The organism is Pseudarthrobacter sp. CCNWLW207 (assembly GCF_037203945.1).
Taxonomy (GTDB): domain Bacteria; phylum Actinomycetota; class Actinomycetes; order Actinomycetales; family Micrococcaceae; genus Arthrobacter.
In genome coordinates, this window is sequence record NZ_JBBCBS010000013.1 from 12,026 (window position 1) to 28,532 (window position 16,507).

Annotated in this window: 15 protein-coding genes and 1 pseudogene; 4 read left to right on the forward strand and 12 right to left on the reverse strand. The window is 65.1% G+C overall.

The window, feature by feature from the left end; genetic code table 11:
• Positions 1-97 precede the first annotated feature (97 nt).
• On the forward strand, positions 98-709 hold the full coding sequence (locus tag V9L17_RS18345; RefSeq protein WP_337352416.1) for a TetR/AcrR family transcriptional regulator: 612 nt from the start codon (positions 98-100) through the stop codon (positions 707-709).
• Positions 710-741: 32 nt separating this feature from the next.
• On the opposite strand, the pseudogene V9L17_RS18350 reads toward V9L17_RS18345, so the two are convergent.
• Both V9L17_RS18350 and V9L17_RS18355 read right to left on the reverse strand, forming a co-directional pair.
• Positions 742-825 (reverse strand): annotated as a pseudogene (locus V9L17_RS18350) (IclR family transcriptional regulator); the annotation flags it as partial.
• Between the two features lie 177 nt (positions 826-1,002).
• Positions 1,003-1,704, reverse strand: a complete 702-nt coding sequence (locus tag V9L17_RS18355) for a type 1 glutamine amidotransferase domain-containing protein (RefSeq protein WP_337352417.1) — start codon at positions 1,702-1,704, stop codon at positions 1,003-1,005.
• Positions 1,705-1,830: 126 nt separating this feature from the next.
• On the opposite strand from V9L17_RS18355, the gene V9L17_RS18360 reads away from it, so the two are divergent.
• Positions 1,831-2,727, forward strand: a complete 897-nt coding sequence (locus V9L17_RS18360) for a LysR family transcriptional regulator (protein WP_337352418.1) — start codon at positions 1,831-1,833, stop codon at positions 2,725-2,727.
• A 118-nt stretch (positions 2,728-2,845) separates the two neighbouring features.
• Here the strand turns inward: V9L17_RS18360 and katG are convergent, their stop codons facing one another.
• From katG to V9L17_RS18380, 4 genes are all read right to left on the reverse strand, one after another.
• Entirely contained in the window at positions 2,846-5,140 is a 2,295-nt protein-coding gene (gene katG / locus V9L17_RS18365) for a catalase/peroxidase HPI (protein ID WP_337348750.1), read from the reverse strand.
• A gap of 191 nt (positions 5,141-5,331) precedes the next feature.
• Positions 5,332-6,762, reverse strand: coding sequence for an MFS transporter (locus tag V9L17_RS18370; protein ID WP_337352419.1), 1,431 nt, complete (start codon positions 6,760-6,762; stop codon positions 5,332-5,334).
• Positions 6,763-6,954: 192 nt separating this feature from the next.
• Positions 6,955-7,275, reverse strand: a complete 321-nt coding sequence (locus tag V9L17_RS18375; protein ID WP_337352420.1) for a DMT family transporter — start codon at positions 7,273-7,275, stop codon at positions 6,955-6,957.
• On the reverse strand, positions 7,272-7,628 hold the full coding sequence (locus V9L17_RS18380; RefSeq protein ID WP_337348753.1) for a DMT family transporter: 357 nt from the start codon (positions 7,626-7,628) through the stop codon (positions 7,272-7,274). Before V9L17_RS18380 ends, V9L17_RS18375 begins: the two co-directional genes overlap by 4 nt.
• A 428-nt stretch (positions 7,629-8,056) precedes the next feature.
• Between V9L17_RS18380 and V9L17_RS18385 the strand changes: the two genes are divergently transcribed.
• Entirely contained in the window at positions 8,057-8,788 is a 732-nt protein-coding gene (locus V9L17_RS18385; protein ID WP_337352421.1) for a FadR/GntR family transcriptional regulator, read from the forward strand.
• A 140-nt stretch (positions 8,789-8,928) separates the two neighbouring features.
• Entirely contained in the window at positions 8,929-9,690 is a 762-nt protein-coding gene (locus tag V9L17_RS18390; protein ID WP_337352422.1) for a glucosamine-6-phosphate deaminase, read from the forward strand.
• A 1-nt stretch (position 9,691) separates the two neighbouring features.
• Here V9L17_RS18390 and V9L17_RS18395 read toward each other — a convergent pair whose 3' ends face one another.
• From V9L17_RS18395 to V9L17_RS18420, 6 genes are read right to left on the reverse strand one after another with little or no spacing between them, the layout of a single operon-like run.
• Positions 9,692-10,939 (reverse strand): N-acetylglucosamine-6-phosphate deacetylase, encoded by a 1,248-nt coding sequence (locus tag V9L17_RS18395; RefSeq protein WP_337352423.1) that lies wholly within the window; start codon positions 10,937-10,939, stop codon positions 9,692-9,694.
• A complete protein-coding gene (locus V9L17_RS18400; protein ID WP_337352424.1) occupies positions 10,936-11,619 on the reverse strand; it encodes an N-acetylmannosamine-6-phosphate 2-epimerase in 684 nt (227 codons plus the stop codon). The genes V9L17_RS18395 and V9L17_RS18400 overlap by 4 nt, the downstream gene beginning before the upstream one ends.
• 3 nt (positions 11,620-11,622) lie before the next feature.
• Positions 11,623-12,582, reverse strand: a complete 960-nt coding sequence (locus V9L17_RS18405; RefSeq protein ID WP_337352425.1) for an ROK family protein — start codon at positions 12,580-12,582, stop codon at positions 11,623-11,625.
• Positions 12,583-12,600: 18 nt separating this feature from the next.
• Positions 12,601-13,530, reverse strand: a complete 930-nt coding sequence (locus tag V9L17_RS18410; RefSeq protein ID WP_337352426.1) for a dihydrodipicolinate synthase family protein — start codon at positions 13,528-13,530, stop codon at positions 12,601-12,603.
• 38 nt (positions 13,531-13,568) lie between these two features.
• Positions 13,569-14,375 carry an ABC transporter ATP-binding protein gene (locus tag V9L17_RS18415; protein ID WP_337352427.1) on the reverse strand — a complete coding sequence of 269 codons (807 nt, stop codon included), beginning with the start codon at positions 14,373-14,375 and terminating at the stop codon, positions 13,569-13,571.
• The gene (locus V9L17_RS18420; RefSeq protein WP_337352428.1) at positions 14,372-16,507 is read right to left on the reverse strand and encodes a dipeptide/oligopeptide/nickel ABC transporter permease/ATP-binding protein; all 2,136 of its coding nucleotides are present in this window, start codon (positions 16,505-16,507) and stop codon (positions 14,372-14,374) included. The genes V9L17_RS18415 and V9L17_RS18420 overlap by 4 nt, the downstream gene beginning before the upstream one ends.

Genomic DNA, 16,507 nt, shown 5'->3' on the forward strand with positions numbered 1-16,507 from the left:
CTTCAGATGCCATGCGAAGATGAGAGCTGTAGTTGAGCAGCAGCCTTAGCGGCTGCATTCGTCTGAGCCTGGTCAGAAAGTTCCCGGAAGGTGGTCCATGTCGCTCGCATCCAAGTCCATTGGCCGGCGCGAACGCAACAAGCAGGAGAAGCTTGACCGCATCACCGCTGCCGCCAGCGAACTCTTCTCTGTGCATGGCGTCGACGAGGTCACCACGCAGCAGATCGCAGACAAAGCGGACATCGGCACCGGCACGTTGTTCCTTTACGCCAAGACCAAGGGCGAGCTGCTCCTTCTTGTGCAGAACTCCAGTTATCGCGACGCACTCCAGCGCGGCCGGGCGGCGGCGGAGAAGACCCCAGACGTGCTTGATGCCGTGATGGCCATTGTGCGGCCCGTCGTGGAATGTAACCGCACCCAGATCGATAACGGACGGACCTACCTGCGGGAAATGATTTTCGGCGACCCCGAGGAACCCCACCACCGGCAAGCTCTGGCCCTGTCGGCGGAAACTGAGGAAGCTATCGCCGCGATCCTGCTGCGCGATGAGAGCGTCACCGAAACCCAGGCGACGGCGCGGGCGCACATCGTCTCCGCCATTATGTTTGTCAGCATGGCAGTCGCCGCCAACATCGACCGCACCGTCGATGACCTTCTGCAGGACATCAGGACACAGACCAAGGTCCTCCTGAGTCCAGGAGGGGCCTAAACAACTACGCTGGCGGACAAAACGCTGCCTCGTTAGTAGACCGAGCCCTCAAGCAGCTCGGAGAGCCTGCCCGCCGCGCGCCGGAGTTCCGGCACGCCCGCTTTCAGGGTCGCTTTGGCCATCCAGGCCTTCGTGCACGGCACCCTGCCGGGCATAGGACTGAGTGATGGACGCTCGCTCGCCTGAAGGGCTGGCATGCAGCCGGGGAGCCGTTGGTGGGCTGACTCCCCGGCCGCTCAGGTCATGATGACACCCATTTAGGGTAGGGCTTGGTCTCCCTGTTTGCTTGCCGCCTACTCGGCGAGTGCGGCGATCACCTGGGCGGCAACGGCCTCGCTCGACTGCGGGTTCTGGCCGCTGATGAGGTTGCCGTCGCGGACAACGTAGCTGCTCCAGGCCGGGCCGGACTTCACGATTGCGCCACGCTCGGCGAGCGTCGTAGCAACAAGCCATGGCGTGTACTCACCGGTCCCTCCCGTGAGCTCTTCTTCGTCGGTGAACACGGTCAACTGGCGGCCCGCAAAAGCAAAGCTGCCATCCTTCGAGGTGGCGCTCAGAAGTCCGGCCGGACCATGGCAGAAGGGTGCGATGATCGTGCCGGCGTCGTTCGCCTCGATCAGCAAGGCGCCTAGATCCGGGTCCGTGGCGAGGTCCGCCATGGGGCCGTGGCCACCGGGCAGGACAACCGCGTCGAAGTCGGCAACGCTGACCGAGGTCAAAGCGGCCGGCGTTTCAAGCTCTGCCGCGATGTCCAGGAGGTATCGCTCAAATTCATGAACCATACCCTCGCCTCCCACGATCTCCGGGTTCAAAGAACCGGGATCGACGGTAGGCTTCTTTCCGCCCGGGGTGGCAATGGTGATGTCAGCACCGGAGGCCTTGAGGGAACGGTGGGCCACCACCAGTTCCTCGGCCCAGAAGCCGGTGGGGTGCTGAGTGCCATCGGCAAGTTCAAGGGAATCGGCTGCTGAAACGACCATAAGAATGCGGGACATGTGGTTCCTTCGGGAGTGGTTGCTGCGTGCTGTTCGATGATGCCCCTACCCGCCCGCCCGGTGGTATCGAAAAAGTTCTGGCCCCTATTCGAATTCCTTGGACCTGTCCGTGCGACGATTACACCGATGGCCACTCACAACTTGGAGCACCTCCGGACCTTCCTCACCGTCTACCGCGTGGGATCGCTGACCGAGGCGGCCAAGATGCTGGGCATCTCCCAGCCCACCGCTTCAACGCACGTGCATTCCCTCGAACAGAATCTTGGGTTTAGGCTCTTTGAGCGCAGCCCTTCCGGCGTGACCCCGACGCCCAAGGCAGAAGGACTGGCGAAGGACGTGGGCCAGCACATCGATGCCTTGGACGACCTCGCGTACATCTCCGCGCTGTCCGGAGCCAACGAGTCCGTCCACTTGGGCGGACCCGCAGAGTTCCTGACTGCCATGCTCCTGCCCCACGCCCAAAAACTCACCGAGGCAGTCGGCGCCAGGCTGCGGATCCGCTTTGGGCTGGCTGAGGGCCTGCTCGATGAACTTCGGGCCGGCGACTTGGATATGGTGGTCAGCGCCGTCCAGCCGCGGGTCCAGGGGGTCACCGGAACACCGCTATATGACGAAGAATTCGTCCTGGTCGCAGCACCGTCCTGGCGTTCAAGCCTTTCGGCAGATGCTCCCGACGAGGCCGAATTGGCAGCCATCCCTGTGGTGGCCTATTCCGAGAACTTGCCTATTGTCAGGCGCTACTGGCGCACCGTGTTCGAACGACGTCCTGACAATCTACGGACCAGTTGGATCGTCCCGGATCTTCGTGGCGTGCGTGCCGCCATCCTTGCAGGCGCTGGAATGTCGGTGTTGCCCCGGTACCTGGTCGAGGAGGATTTCGCCTCCGGAACCCTTGTTGCCCTGCACGCCCCTGAGTGGGCTCCGCTGAACACCGTGTACCTGGCTACGCGCACGGGGGACCTCGACCGCAACCACCAGCTGCGTTCCCTCGCGTCCGCCATCCATCGACTGGCCGGCTCCTGATTGTGGCTGCGGATGATGAAAACGGTCGACGGCGGCGCGGCCTGAGTACTGCTGGGCGGGCTGACCCGGGCCAGCCGCATCTGCGGCCGGCCCGGATGCCTCCGTTCGTTGAGGGCGGTCAGTTCAGGTCGAACCGGTCCAGCTCCATAACCTTCACCCAGGCGGCCACGAAGTCGTTGACGAACTTCTCCCTGGCGTCGTCGCTCGCGTAGACCTCGGCCAGGGCACGGAGCTGGGAGTTGGAGCCGAAGACCAGGTCCACCGCGGTGGCGGTCCACTTCAGCTCGCCAGTGGCGACGTCGGTGATCTCGTAGACGTTCTCCTCACCCTCAGACGCCTTCCACCGGGTGCCCGGTGAGAGCAGGTTGATGAAGAAATCGTTCGTCAGAACCTGGGGCCTGTCCGTGAGGACGCCGTGGGTTGACCCGCCGACGTTGACGCCGAGTGCCCGCATGCCCCCAACGAGCGCTGTCATCTCCGGCGCGGAGAGGTCCAGCATGTACGCCTTGTCCAGCAGGAGAGTCTCCGGCTGGATCTTTACGCCCGGGCGCACATAGTTGCGGAACCCGTCCGCCCGCGGCTGCAGGTACTGGAAAGACTCGACGTCGGTCTGGTCCTGGGCGGCGTCGGTACGCCCGGGCCGGAACGGCACGGTGACGGCAAACCCGGCGTCCTTCGCGGCCTTCTCCACCGCAGCGCAGCCGCCGAGGACGATCAGGTCCGCGAGCGAAACCTTCTTGCCCCCGTTCTGGCCGGAGTTGAACTGCTGCTGCACCGACTCGATGGCCTGCAGCGCCGTCGCCAGTTTCTCGGGCTCGTTGGCCTCCCAGCCGCGCTGGGGCTCCAGCCGGATCCGTGCCCCGTTAGCGCCGCCGCGCTTATCCGTCTTGCGGAAGGTTGCGGCAGCGGACCATGCCGTGCCCGCGAGCTGCGAGACAGACAGGCCGGAGTCCAGGAGCGCGGCCTTGAGGGACGCGATGTCCTGCTCATCGATCAGCTCGTGATCGACTGCCGGAAGGGGGTCCTGCCAGAGCTGCGCTTCCGGGACCCACGGCCCAAGCAGGTTGGGGCTGACGGGACCCATGTCGCGGTGCAGCAACTTGTACCAGGCCTTGGCGAACGCGAGTGCGAACTCGTCCGGGTTCTCCAGGAAGCGGCGGGAGATCTTCTCGTAGGTAGGGTCGACGCGCAGCGAGAGGTCGGTGGTGAGCATCGTTGGCCGGTGCTTCTTCTGCGGGTCGTGCGCGTCCGGGATGATCTGCTCGGCGTCTTTGGCCACCCACTGGTTCGCACCGGCGGGGCTCTTGGTGAGCTCCCACTCATGCCCGAACAGGATCTCGAAGAAGCGGTTGCTCCATTGGGTGGGCTTGTCCGTCCAGGTGACTTCGAGGCCGGAGGTGATGGTGTCCGGTCCCTTGCCGGTCCCGTAGCTGCTGAGCCAGCCCAGGCCCTGGGTCTCGAGGTCGGCGCCTTCAGGTTCGGGGCCAATGTGTGGATCGGCTTTGCCCGCGCCGTGTGTCTTGCCGAAGGTGTGGCCGCCGGCGATCAGCGCCACGGTCTCCTCGTCGTTCATTGCCATCCGTTTGAAGGTCTCGCGGATGAAGGCTGCGGCTGCGGCCGGGTCCGGGTTGCCCTTCGGCCCCTCGGGGTTGACGTAGATCAGGCCCATTTCCGTGGCGCCGACGTCCTCCGCCATATGGCTCTCGTCGACGTAGCGTTCGTCGCCTAGCCAGGCGTCTTCCGGCCCCCAGAAAATCTCCTCCGGCTCCCAGACGTCCTGGCGGCCGAAGGCAAAGCCAAAGGTCTTGAAACCCATGGACTCAAGGGCGACGTTGCCTGCGAGGACCAGCAGGTCAGCCCAGGAGAGCTTTTGGCCGTACTTCTGCTTCACCGGCCAGAGCAGGCGCCGGGCTTTGTCGAGGTTGGCGTTGTCCGGCCAGCTGTTGAGCGGCGCGAACCGCTGGCTGCCGTCCCCTGCCCCGCCGCGGCCGTCGTGGACGCGGTAGGTGCCGGCGGCGTGCCAGCTCATGCGGATCATCAGGCCGCCGTAGTGGCCGAAGTCTGCCGGCCACCAGTCCTGGGAGGTGGTCAGGACCTGGATGATGTCCTGCTTGAGGGCGTCGACGTCGAGCTTTTGGAATTCTTCCCGGTAGCTGAATGTGGGGCCGAGGGGGTTGCCGGCGGGGTGGTGGGTGTGGAGTACAGAAAGGTCCAACTGGTTTGGCCACCAGTCCGCGATGGTCCGCGGCCGGTGCGCCTTGGGCTGCGGCGAATCGATCGCCGGGTTCTCACTCTCGCTGCCGTGCGAGGTGGCGCTGTCCGGGGCAACCGGGAGCCCGCCGTCGGTCTTGGAGTCCAGGCCTGGGGCGCTTTCCGGGGTGGGGACCGGGGGCTGGTCCTGGTGATCCGTCATGTGCTTCCTTCCATATGGCCGAGGCCGAGGTCGGACTCGGGCAGCCGGTCTAACCCTCCCATTTGAACATAGACGGGTGGGCCGGGGGAGGGGGCAATCTTATGGCCGCCAAGGCAAAAGGCAGGACGGCGGGCTGGTGTGCACCAGCGGGCCGTCCTGCCCCTATCTTTCGTTGTCAGGACACCGGGAAGTTACCTCGGCGCGCCTGCCCTTTCGCTTTCGCGGGCAGACCCTGGCTCGTGGGCCTCCTGGCTGGCCAGTGACTCCGGTTCCGCCCGATGGGCTTCGAGGTCCTCGAGTGACTTGCCCCTGGTGTCGGGGGACAGGAGGGTAGCGAGGGCTGCGACGACGCAGATGCCGAACGTGGTCAGCCCGATGACGAGGGGAACGTTCGCCGTCCCGGGTGGAGCCACTGCCGTGAAGATGCTCGGGAAGAACGAGGCGATCATGAGGCCGAGGTTCTGCGACACCGCAAACCCGGTCACCCGAATCCGCATGGGGAACTGCTCCTGGAAGAACGTGGCGAAGGTTGCGTTCCACATCTGGAAGAAGATGCCCTGCACAACCACGATGCACACGAAGACCAGCGCGAGGCTCTTTTGCTCGATTGCCCACAGGTATCCGCCCGCCAGGAGACCGCCGCCGATGCCGCCCGCCACCATCAGCATGCGCCGGCCGATCTTGTCGGACAGGCCGCCGAACAGCGGGATCGTCGCAACAGCCGCAATGTTGGCTACGAGGGTCACCCATAGGAATTCGCTGCTGGAGAAGCCAATGCCGTAGCCCTTCTGGGTCGCATAGGACACACCAAAGATGAGCGTCGCCATGCCGATCACGTTGGTGAAGGTCATCAGGACACAGCGGACCAGGACCCACGGGTAGGAGCGCAGGAGGTCAACGAGCGGGAACCGGGGCTTGGCCTTGCCCTGCTCGGAGTGGGCAAGATAAGCAGGCGGCTCTTGCACACGACGGCGAATAACGTAGCCGGCCAGGATCACGAAGGCACTGAGCAGGAACGGGACCCGCCAGCCCCAGGCCTGGAACTGGTCGGCCGGGAGAAGGGCGGAGAGCGGAAGAAGGATGGCGGTGGCAAGGATCGATCCGACCTGCGTGCCCTGGAGGCTGAAGCTCGCGAAGAAGCCGCGCCTGGCATCGGGGGAGTGTTCGACGATCATCGCGCTGGCTCCGCCGAGCTCGCCTGCCACCGCGAACCCCTGGATCAGCCGGAGGATCACGAGCAGGGCCGGCGCCAGGATGCCCACCTGGCCGTACGTGGGCAGGAGTCCCACCGCGAAGGTGGCGAAGCCCATCAACAGCATCGCAAAAACAAGCACCTGTTTGCGGCCGTGGCGGTCCCCGTACGCGCCCAGGACAACAGCGCCCACCGGACGGGAGACATACCCCACCGCATAGGTCGCGAGCGAGGCGATGATCGCCACTGTCGGGTTCTCTGTCGGGAAGAAGATGGCAGGGAAGACGAGCGTTGCGGCCAGTGAGTACAGCGCGAAATCGTAGTACTCAAGCGCGCTTCCGATCCAGCCGCTCATTGCGGCCTTCTTCGGATCCCGGCGTCCCCCGTCGGCTTCGAGGATGGGGCGGGTCTTCCCGCTGGTGGTGCTCATTTCGATGTATTCCTTCGTCGTCATCGGCAAGGAACCGGAGCTGCTCAGTTCCGGATGGTCAGCGTGACCGTGACTGGTTCGCGGGCTAGGAAAGGCCTTTCCCTTGAATCGTTTCATAAATGATACGGCGTGACGCCCGTTACGTCAACGCGACCGACAAACTGGACCACAGCAGCACGGCGGCCTTCGACCCTAGTGGACGGCGCCAAGCTCGATGAGCAGCACGCCGCCGATGATGAGGCCGAGCCCCAGCATCATGACGGGGGTGATCCTCTCCTTGAAGAAGACGCGGCTTCCCAGCGCGGTCAGTGCGACGCCGGCAGCTGCCCAGATGCCGTAGGCAACGCCGAGGCTCATTCCCTGGTCCAGGGTCAACGTGAGCAGGGTGAACGCCAGGAAATACCCGACGCCGACAGGTATGTACCAGCGTCGCTTACCGGTGGATGCGACACGCAGGAACAGGGTGGCGGTCACCTCAGTGAGGATTGCCCCTGCCAGCAGCAGCCACATCATGAGCTAACCATTTCCTTATCCGGTTCTTTCGCCGGCTCTTTGTGTGACCCCAGTTCAACGCAAAGGACTCCGCCGATAACCATGGCTACGCCGATCATCATCATCGGGGTCAGCGCTTCGCCGAAGATGAGGGCCGCCAGTAGCACCGTGAGGGTTACGCCCAGCGCGGCCCAGATGCCGTAGGCGACACCGAGGCCCAGGCCTTTACGGAGGACTGCAGCGAGGAAGCCGAAGGATGCGGTGTAGCCGACGACAACCACCACAAAGAAGGCAGGATTTTCCAGGGCCGCTTTCAGGGAAAGGGATGCCGTCACCTCACTCAAAATCGCGCCGGCAAGAAGAATCCACTTCATTCAATAAGTCCTTGAGAATCATCGGGGCTTGGTCCCCGTGTGTGCAACGGCGTGGACGCTGCTTGTGTTCCCTGGCTTCCGTCCCGGCACAACAGGTGGGAAAACAGGGCGGCTCGTTATGCCTGGGGGACCAGTTCGGAGCCGGCCACCGCGGAGCTGCCGAGGTCACTCCTTGTCAGAGGCTTCCGGTTGTCCAGTGCCCCGGTCCAGGCAGCAGTATCCGCCGCCGCGGCCCAGTTCGGGTAGCGTAAGGAGTGTCGTGTGGACCGTCTTTGCGTCAGCCCTCCGGCTCAACTGCCGCCGCCGAATAGCTGTGTAATTGTAGGATTCTTGAAATAGGTGGACGAAACAAGACAGAGGACGTCCCATCTCCTGTATCATTAGTCTAGATGACTGGCCGCCGCCCGAGTGCGGCCGAAGGAGATGACGTGACAGTAGCACCCGCCTCGGTATCGCCGGCAAGGTTCAGCGCGCAAATCCGCTCGCAGGCCCTTCAGGCACGGATTATGGAGCTCATCCTGGAGCGGGGACTGGATGTTGGTGATGCCCTTCCCACTGAGAGTGAGCTGTCCGCGGAGCTTGGCATGGGGCGGAACACTGTCCGGGAATCCTTGAAGGTCCTGCAGGCCCTTGGGGTCATTGAGATCCGGCACGGGTTCGGCATGTTTGTCGCTCCCAATAATTTCAGCGCACTCGTCTCCGGATTGACCTTTCGGGGCAGGCTCTCGCTCCGCCACAAAGGCGAGGAAGCGATGGAGCTTATCGATGTGCGGCAGGCCCTTGAATCCGGCCTTATCGGGTCGGCCATTGACCTTTTGACCGACGAGCATCTGGCTGATCTCCGGGCCACCATGGAGGCTATGCAGGAGGCAGCCGGCAAGGGCGAACTCCTTGTTCAGCACGATGCGGAGTTCCACCGCCGTCTCTACGCGCCCCTGAATAACGACCTGCTCATCAACCTCATGGACGTCTTTTGGCAGGTCTACCGCCAGATTCATGAGGCGTTGGGCTCGGGACCGGTCAACCTTGAGGAACAGGTCCAGATTCACTGGGACATTTACGACGCGGTCGCCAACAGGGACAAGACCCTGGCTTCCGAACGCCTTCAGCGCCACTTCGACGGCATCCGCCGCAAGTTGAAGGACGTCGCGTCAACCTAACAGAGCGCAGTTCGCAGCGCGGGAACGACAACCCCTAGGGCTGTCCGGATCGTCACTTAAAGCTCCCCGTCCCGTTCATCCTGATGGCCTACCGGAGCATGCGGTGAGGCACCCCACTTTACGAAAGAGCTCCCTTTGCCATGGAAATTTTTGTAGTCCCCGATGCAGCGGGCACCGGAGCTGTCGCCGCCGGGATTCTTGCCGCTGTCATCCGGAGCAAGCCGGATGCGGTTCTTGGTGTCGCTACGGGCAGCTCGCCGATCCCGGTTTACGAGGCGCTGGCCGAGCACCGACTGGACTTGTCCCGCGTCCGCGCGTTTGCCCTCGATGAGTACGTGGGCCTTCCGGCCGGGCATCCGCAAAGCTATGCCGAGGTGGTCCGCCGTGAAGTGACAGAACGTCTGGGTCTGGATCCGGCCCTTGTTTCAGTTCCTGCCGGCGGCGCGGACGATCCCCACCGGGCAGCAGACCTTTATGACGCCGCCATCCGTGCCGGGGGAGGCGTGGACGTGCAGATCCTGGGAATCGGCCACAATGGCCATATCGCCTTCAATGAGCCCGGTTCGGAACTTGATTCCCGCACCCGGGTGGAAGTCCTGGCAGAGCGCACCCGCCAGGCCAACGCGCGCTACTTCCGGTCTGTTGCCGACGTACCGACCAAATGCATCACGCAGGGCCTCGGGACCATCCTGGAGGCGCGGCAGTTGCTGATGGTGGTCAACGGGGCCGACAAGGCCGAAGTCCTGGCAGCAGCGCTCAATGGTCCGGTGTCGCCGGGTTGCCCCGGTTCCGTCCTGCAGTTGCACCCGCATGTCACGGTGGTGGCAGATGAAGCTGCCGCGATGCAGCTAAGTGGCCGGGAGGGGCAGGTTGCTGTGCGGGTAGCGGCCCCCTGCGCCTGACCTAGGGAACAGTCGCCGCCATGCTTACGGCCGGGCGGCGGAGCATAAGGCCGCGGCGGAACACCGTGACGGGCCGGAAGTGACTGTCCACGGCCAGAATGTCGGCCAGAAGCCCGGCGGTAAGGCTGCCAACGTCATCCTGAAGGCCAAGAATCCTGGCGGGAACGGCAGTGGCGGACAGCACGGCGGCCGCCGCGTCCACACCTGATTCAGCTGTCCGGCGCACAACGTCCAGCAGGGTTGCCGTACCGCCCGCGAGTGAACCATTGCTCTTGAGCCGGGCCTCGCCGCCGCCGACGCAGACCCGTGCGGGACCAAGGTCGTAGTCGCCGTCGGGCAGTCCGGTGGCAGCCATCGAGTCGGTCACGAGAATAACGTTCTCGCTGCCAGCGAGTGCGTAGACCATCCGGACCGTGTCCGGGTGGAGGTGGACACCGTCGGCAACAAGCTCCACCGCAACAGTGCCCGATGCTGCCAGGAGCAGGCATGCGGCAACCGGCCCGGGCTGCCTGTGGTGCAAAGGGGGCATCCCGTTGAACAGGTGGGTGATCGTGGGCCGCGCATAGGTTCCGCACCGGGACGAGGCCAGAAGTTCCGCTGCCTGGCTGAGGGAGTCCGCCGTCGTGGATGTATCCGCGTCTGTGTGTCCCAGGGATGGGGTGACACCGAGACCAACCAGCTCCTGAACCAGTGCTGCGGCGCCTGGCAGCTCGGGAGCATAGGTCATGGTGCGCAGGTGTCCGCCGGAGCTGTCGGCCAGGTCCCGGAGCAGGTGGAGGTCCGGTTCGAGGAGAAACCGCGGATCCTGGGCCCCGCAGCGCGCATGGGAAAGGAACGGGCCCTCGGCGTGGATTCCGGCGATCAGTCCCTCGTCAGCGAGCACACGCAGGGTTTCGGCCCCGCGCAAAAGGTCCTTGCGGGGAGCGGTTACCAGACTCGCCAGGAGTGTGGTGGTACCGCTGCTGTGGAGGAAGTCCACCGCGGAGCGGGCTGCTGGGAGATCGCCCCCGGAGAAGTCACCGCCTGCTGCGCCATGGCAGTGCAGGTCCACGAGGCCGGGCAGGAGGAGGGTTCCAGGCGGCAGCTCGACTTCCTCCGGCCCGGGAAAAGAGCGTGTATCGAAGCTTGCCCTTGGGCCGGCGTAGGCGATGCGCTCCCCGGAAACGGCCACCACCGAGTCCTCAAGAACAGCTCCGTCGCTGACGATCGTGCCGGACAGCAGGAAGGCCGGCGGCGTCTTGGAGGTCATTTCAGGGCGTCCGTGAACCAGCCGGTGATGGTGGTTGGGTGCGTTATGGCTGTTCCCACCACCACTGCGAAGGCCCCGGCGTCAAGTGCCTGCCTTGCCTGTTCGGGGGTGTGCAGCCGGCCTTCGGCGATGAGCGGCACGCCGAAGGCCGCCGCGGCGATTTGTTCCAACAGTTCAAGGTCCGGGCCCTGTGTTTTGGGCCGTTCGCCGGAATAGCCGGCAAGCGTGGTGCCGACCAGATCTGCGCCGGCGTCAACGGCGGCAGCTGCGTCCTCGAGCGACCCGCAGTCAGCCATGACCAGTGCGTGGGATTCGGCGTGGATGCCTGCCACTGTCTGGGCGAGCGTGAGGAGATCCGGCCGTGCGCGGCGGGTGCCGTCGATGGCCACGACGTGGGCGCCGGCGTTCGCTACCGCGAGGGCGTGCCGGAGGGTGGGGGTGATGAAAACGCCGTCGTGCCCGTCCTTCCAGAGTCCGATGACCGGGACCTCCACCGCCGCGCGCGTGTGCTGGATATCCGCCAGGCCCTGCACCCGGACCGCGGCCGCGCCGCCGATGACTGCGGAAGCGGCGACCTGTGCGGTGGTGCGGGGATCGCGCATCGGCTCGCCCGGGTAGGCCTGGCAGGACACGATGAGCCGGCCCCGCAAGGATTCAAGGCCATCGGGGGAGAGAATCATGGGTCAGGTCCTTTGGAGAGTGAGTGCATCAGTCAGTACTAGCCTTGCGGCACCGATGATGGCGGCTGCGTTGCCACGTGAGGCGGGAAGCAAAGGAAGGCCGGTCAGGGCTGGGAGGAGTTCGGTCCGGACGGCCCGTGCCATGGGCAGCCACCAGGAGTCTCCTGCATCCGTGAGCCCTCCGGAGACCACGACCACTTCAGGGTCCAGGATGTTGGCGAGCCCCCCTACGGCCTGCCCTGCCGCGGCCGCTGCTGTGTTGATGGTCCTGATGGCGACAGCGTCCCCGTTGGCGGCCAGGGCAAAGACACCGCGGGCGTCCGGTGAATGAGCCTCCCCGCCCAGCCGACGGTAAGCTTCCGGGATTGCCGGCCCTGAGGCGACGGCTTCGAGATGGCCTGATCCGCCGCAGACACAGGGCAGTGGCTGGCCGTTGTGGAAGGCGTATGGCGAGGCAAAGTGGCCAACGTGTCCTCCCACATAGCGGTGCCCCAGAACCGGTTTGCCGTCAAGGACGAAGCTGCCGCCGACGCCGGTGCCGAAGGCCACCAGGAGTGAACTGGCGGTCCCGTCGGCGGCACCGGTCCAGGCCTCGCCGAGCGCGTGGGCGTGGACGTCGTTCACTGTCCGAATAGACGCCGGCGGCAGGTTCAGCCGCGCTGCCAGGCCAGCTGTAATGGCTGTTCCAGCCCAGCCGAGGATCGCGTCAGTTGCTGAAACCACTTCGCCATTCCGGGCGTCAATGACACCTGCCGAACCAACGCCGACATGCTCGACGAGGATTCCGGCGGCAGCAGCGCGTCTTGTGAGTCCAGCAATCAGTCTGGCCGTGGCGCCGAGAATTGCGTCGCCGCCATCGCGGTGGAGAGTGGGAATGGTTTCGGAGAACAGCACTTCACCCTTGTCTGAGACGACCCCGGCAGCAGTTTTAGTGCCGCCCAGGTCAACACCAATGGCGTGCATCAGCTTCAGCGCCCGCGCCTAGAGGAGGCCGTTGCGTTCGAGGATGACCTTGATTGCGGTGGTTTCCTCTTCGTTCAGCGCGGGCATGGGGGCACTCATGGTGTTGGACTCGATGACGCCCATGATCTGCAGGGCGGTCTTGAACGCCCCTAGCCCGGCGGCCCCGCCGGAGACGCGGCCGTTGGGGGTGTAGACGATTTCGAACAGGTCCGCGAGCCGGTCCTGTTCGGCGGCGGCCTTGGCCCAGTCGCCGGCCTGCGCGGCTTGGAAGAGGTTGCGGTAGCCGCGCGGGTCAACGTTGCCGAGGCCTGGCACTACGCCCTGTGCACCGCCGAGGAGGGCGCCGTCAACAACTACTTCGTGACCTGTGAAGATGTCGAAGTTGTCGATTTCCCGGGCAGCGAGCAGGAGTTGGCGGAAGGAGACATCGTCGCCGGAGGAGTCTTTGACGCCGGCGATGACGCCGTCGCGGCCCAGCCGGACCAGCAGGTCGGTGGGGAGCTTGAAGTGCGTCCGGACGGGAACGTCGTACGCGAAAATCGGCTTGTCGATGGCTGCGTGGATAGTGCGGAAGTGCGTTTCGGTCTCCTCCGCGTTGCCGATGGCGTAGTACATGGAGGTGACGACGATGGCGTCAGCTCCAAGATCCACAACTTTGCGTGCCTCCTCGATCACGCGGTTGGTGGTCTGCTCGTTGGCACCCACTATCAGGGGCACCGCTTTAGCACCAGCAGACGCGTTGGCCTCCGCGATGGTGCTGACCACCAGTTCACGCTCCGTGTTGGTCATGTAGGGGACCTCAGCGGAGGAGCCCAGGACAAAAAGTCCGGACACGCCGCCGTCGAGCAGGTGCCTGGTGAGGTTCTGCAGCGAGGCGGTGTCGATGCTGCCGTCCGCGTGGCGGGGGGTGACGACGGGCGGGATGACGCCCTGGAACTGGGTAGGCACGTGAATTCTCCGTTGGTTGTAACTGATGAGGGGGAAAGCTAGATGTGGAGGAGGCTCGGGGCGGCGCCCAGCAGCCTCTTTGTGTAGTCGTTGGTGGGGCTGTCGAAGACCTGCGCAGCGGTGCCCTGTTCCACGATTTTGCCGAAGTACATGACGCAGATCCGGTCCGATACGTACCGGACGGTCTGGATGTCGTGGGAGATGAACACCATGCCGAGGTTCAGCTGGGTCTTCAGGTCAGAGAGCAGGTTCAGCACCTGCGCCCGGACTGAAACGTCCAGGGCCGACGTCGGCTCGTCCGCCACGATGATGTCCGGATCCAGTGCCAGGGCGCGGGCGATCGCCACCCGCTGGCGCTGGCCGCCGGAAACCTGCGACGGCGTCACCTCGGCCGCCGACTGAGGCAGGCCCACGAGGGCCAGCAGTTCCTTGACCTTGGCCGCGCGGGTGGCGGCCGTGCCGATGCCGTGGATCTGCAGGGGGTCGGTGAGGATGTCCTGCACCGTCATGCGCGGGTTCAGCGCGGTGGCCGGGTCCTGGAAGACCACGGACACTGAGCGGCCGAATTCCTTGCGCATGGCGGCATTCCGCTTGATGGCGGGCTTGCCGTGGAAAAGCACTTCGCCCGACGTGGGAGCCTGCAGCCCCACCAGCACTGACGCGAGGGTGGACTTGCCGCAGCCGGACTCGCCCACGATGCCCACGGTTTCGCCGCGGCTGATGCTGAAGTCGACGCCGTCAACGGCTTTGACGATATTCGGGCGGAAGAGCCCGCCGCCGCGTGCGTGGTGGTGGACCTTCACGTCCTTGAGCTCGATGACCGGCTTGCCGGTGGAAATGCTCATTTTGCATCCTCCTTCAGGTGGCTCGCCCAGTAGTGGTCGGCGTCCCCGCCGCCGGCGGCGCCGACGGAGGTGAGGACCAGCTGCTGGTTGGGGTCGGCGTCGGACCGCAGGGACCGCGGGGCGAAGCGGTCACCCGGCGCAAAGTCGCGTGGCGATGGGACGGTGCCGGGGATCTGGTGCAGGCGGACGGCGTCGGCCTCAATGGAGAGGACGGCACCCAGCAGCCCACGGGTGTATTCGTGCCTGGGGTTCTGCAGCAGCTCGGAAGCCTGGGCGGACTCCACCACCTGGCCGGCGTACATCACAGTGATGCGGTGGGCCAGGGACGCCACCAGTGCGAGGTCGTGGCTGACGAAGACCATGGCGAAGCCGAGCTGTTCACGCAGTTCGTTGAGCAGGTCCACCACCTGTTTCTGGACGGTGACGTCCAAGGCGGTGGTGGGCTCATCGGCCACCACGATCTTCGGTGAGCGGGACAGGGCCATGGCGATCAGCACGCGCTGGCGCTGGCCGCCGGAGAGCTCGTGCGGGTAGCTGGCGAGCGTGCGGACGGGATCGAGCTTGACCATTTCCAGCAGCTCGGTGGGGGTTTTCCGGCCGCCGCGCTTGGTCAGCTGCTCCATCTGGTCCTTGATCTTCATGGACGGGTTCAGGGAGCTTAGGGCGTCCTGGTAGACCATTGCGATCTGTTCGCCGCGCAGGCCCTCATACGCCTTGGTGCTGCTGTGCCTGGTGGCAGGATCCAGCAGTTCCTTGCCGTCGAATGTGATGGATCCGGTGACCTCCGCGGTCCTGGGCAGCAGGCCCATGACCGCGAGGGAGGTGATGGACTTGCCGCAGCCGGATTCGCCCACCAGGCCCATGGTTTCTCCTTCGCGTACCGTGAAGGAGACGTTGTCCACGATCGCGGTGTCGCCGAAGCGGCCGGGGAAGCGAATGGACAGGTTCCTGACTTCCAGTACGGTGCGGGCGCCGGCCGGAACCTGGGGGAGGCGGTCTGTGCGCCGGGCCTCGATGGAGGAGAGAAGTTCCAGTTCCCTGTCCAGCAGCAGGTGCGGGTTCGCCGCGGCGAGCTTCGGATCGGAAAGGATGGCGGCCTCGTTGTAGTGCTCCTCGGTGAGGACATCACCGTAGGCGGCGCGGACGCCGTCGAGCTCGTGTTCCTCCACCACCGACGGCTGGGTCACGGACGTTGCGATCTCGGTGTCGACGGCGGCACCAACCGCTGCGCCGGAAACAGCCGCAGCCGAACCGTCGTCGTCCTTCACTGTCACTGCCTTGCGCAGTCTCGGGTTCACCATCGCGTCAGTGAGGCCTTCGGCGAGGATGTTCAGCGAGAGCACGGTCAGCAGGATGGTGGCACCGGCGAAGGTGGTGGCCCACCAGCCGCCGGACAGGACCAGGTTGCGGCCGTAGGAAATCACGTTGCCCCACGAAGGTGCGGGATCCTGCACGCCGGCACCAAGGAAGGACAGCGAGGCCTCGAGGATGATGGCGTCGGCCACCATGACCGTGGCGAAGACCAGGACGGGAGCGGCGGTGTTGCGGACAATGTGCTTGAGCAGGATGTAGAAGCGGCCGGCGCCGATCACGCGCTCAGCACGGACGTAGTCCTCGCCGTACTGGGACAGGACGTTGGCGCGGACCACGCGCGCCAGCTGCGGGGTGTAGATGATGGCGATCGCGATGATGATGGTGGGAACCGAGTTGCCGAACGCCGCCAGCAGCACGGCGGCCAGGGCGATACCCGGGAACGCCATCAGGATGTCCATGAGGCGCATGATCAGTTCGTTCACGGCCTTGCTGGACGTCGCTGCGAAGGAGCCCAGCAGAGCACCCACCAGGATGGCCAGGGTCACGGCGCCGAGGCCGATCATGAGCGAGGACTGGGCGCCGAACAGCAGGCGGGAGAAGATGTCCCGGCCCAGCCGGTCGGTGCCGAAGAAGTGCTCGGCGCCCGGCGGGGTGGCCGGGATGAAGGTCTCCAGCGGATCGTGCGGGGCGATGACCGGTGCGAACACGGCCGCGAGCACAATCATGATGAGGAAGAGGAGGGCGATGCGTGAGCCCCAAGGCAGGGCCTTGAAACGGATGCCCGGGGCACTCAGCCGTTCAGCGAGCTTGCTGCGCAT

Excerpts from the sequence above, each read along its gene's own strand:
- V9L17_RS18355 (WP_337352417.1), bottom strand. The coding sequence starts at position 1,704 with ATGTCCCGCATTCTTATGGTCGTTTCAGCAGCCGATTCCCTTGAACTT.
- V9L17_RS18400 (WP_337352424.1), bottom strand. The coding sequence starts at position 11,619 with ATGATTCTCTCCCCCGATGGCCTTGAATCCTTGCGGGGCCGGCTCATC.
- katG (WP_337348750.1), bottom strand. The coding sequence starts at position 5,140 with ATGACGGATCACCAGGACCAGCCCCCGGTCCCCACCCCGGAAAGCGCC.
- V9L17_RS18390 (WP_337352422.1), top strand. The coding sequence starts at position 8,929 with ATGGAAATTTTTGTAGTCCCCGATGCAGCGGGCACCGGAGCTGTCGCC.
- V9L17_RS18345 (WP_337352416.1), top strand. The coding sequence starts at position 98 with ATGTCGCTCGCATCCAAGTCCATTGGCCGGCGCGAACGCAACAAGCAG.
- V9L17_RS18415 (WP_337352427.1), bottom strand. The coding sequence starts at position 14,375 with ATGAGCATTTCCACCGGCAAGCCGGTCATCGAGCTCAAGGACGTGAAG.
- V9L17_RS18375 (WP_337352420.1), bottom strand. The coding sequence starts at position 7,275 with ATGATGTGGCTGCTGCTGGCAGGGGCAATCCTCACTGAGGTGACCGCC.
- V9L17_RS18395 (WP_337352423.1), bottom strand. The coding sequence starts at position 10,939 with ATGACCTCCAAGACGCCGCCGGCCTTCCTGCTGTCCGGCACGATCGTC.
- V9L17_RS18405 (WP_337352425.1), bottom strand. The coding sequence starts at position 12,582 with ATGCACGCCATTGGTGTTGACCTGGGCGGCACTAAAACTGCTGCCGGG.
- V9L17_RS18420 (WP_337352428.1), bottom strand. The coding sequence starts at position 16,507 with ATGCGCAGCAAGCTCGCTGAACGGCTGAGTGCCCCGGGCATCCGTTTC.
- V9L17_RS18370 (WP_337352419.1), bottom strand. The coding sequence starts at position 6,762 with ATGAGCACCACCAGCGGGAAGACCCGCCCCATCCTCGAAGCCGACGGG.
- V9L17_RS18380 (WP_337348753.1), bottom strand. The coding sequence starts at position 7,628 with ATGAAGTGGATTCTTCTTGCCGGCGCGATTTTGAGTGAGGTGACGGCA.
- V9L17_RS18360 (WP_337352418.1), top strand. The coding sequence starts at position 1,831 with ATGGCCACTCACAACTTGGAGCACCTCCGGACCTTCCTCACCGTCTAC.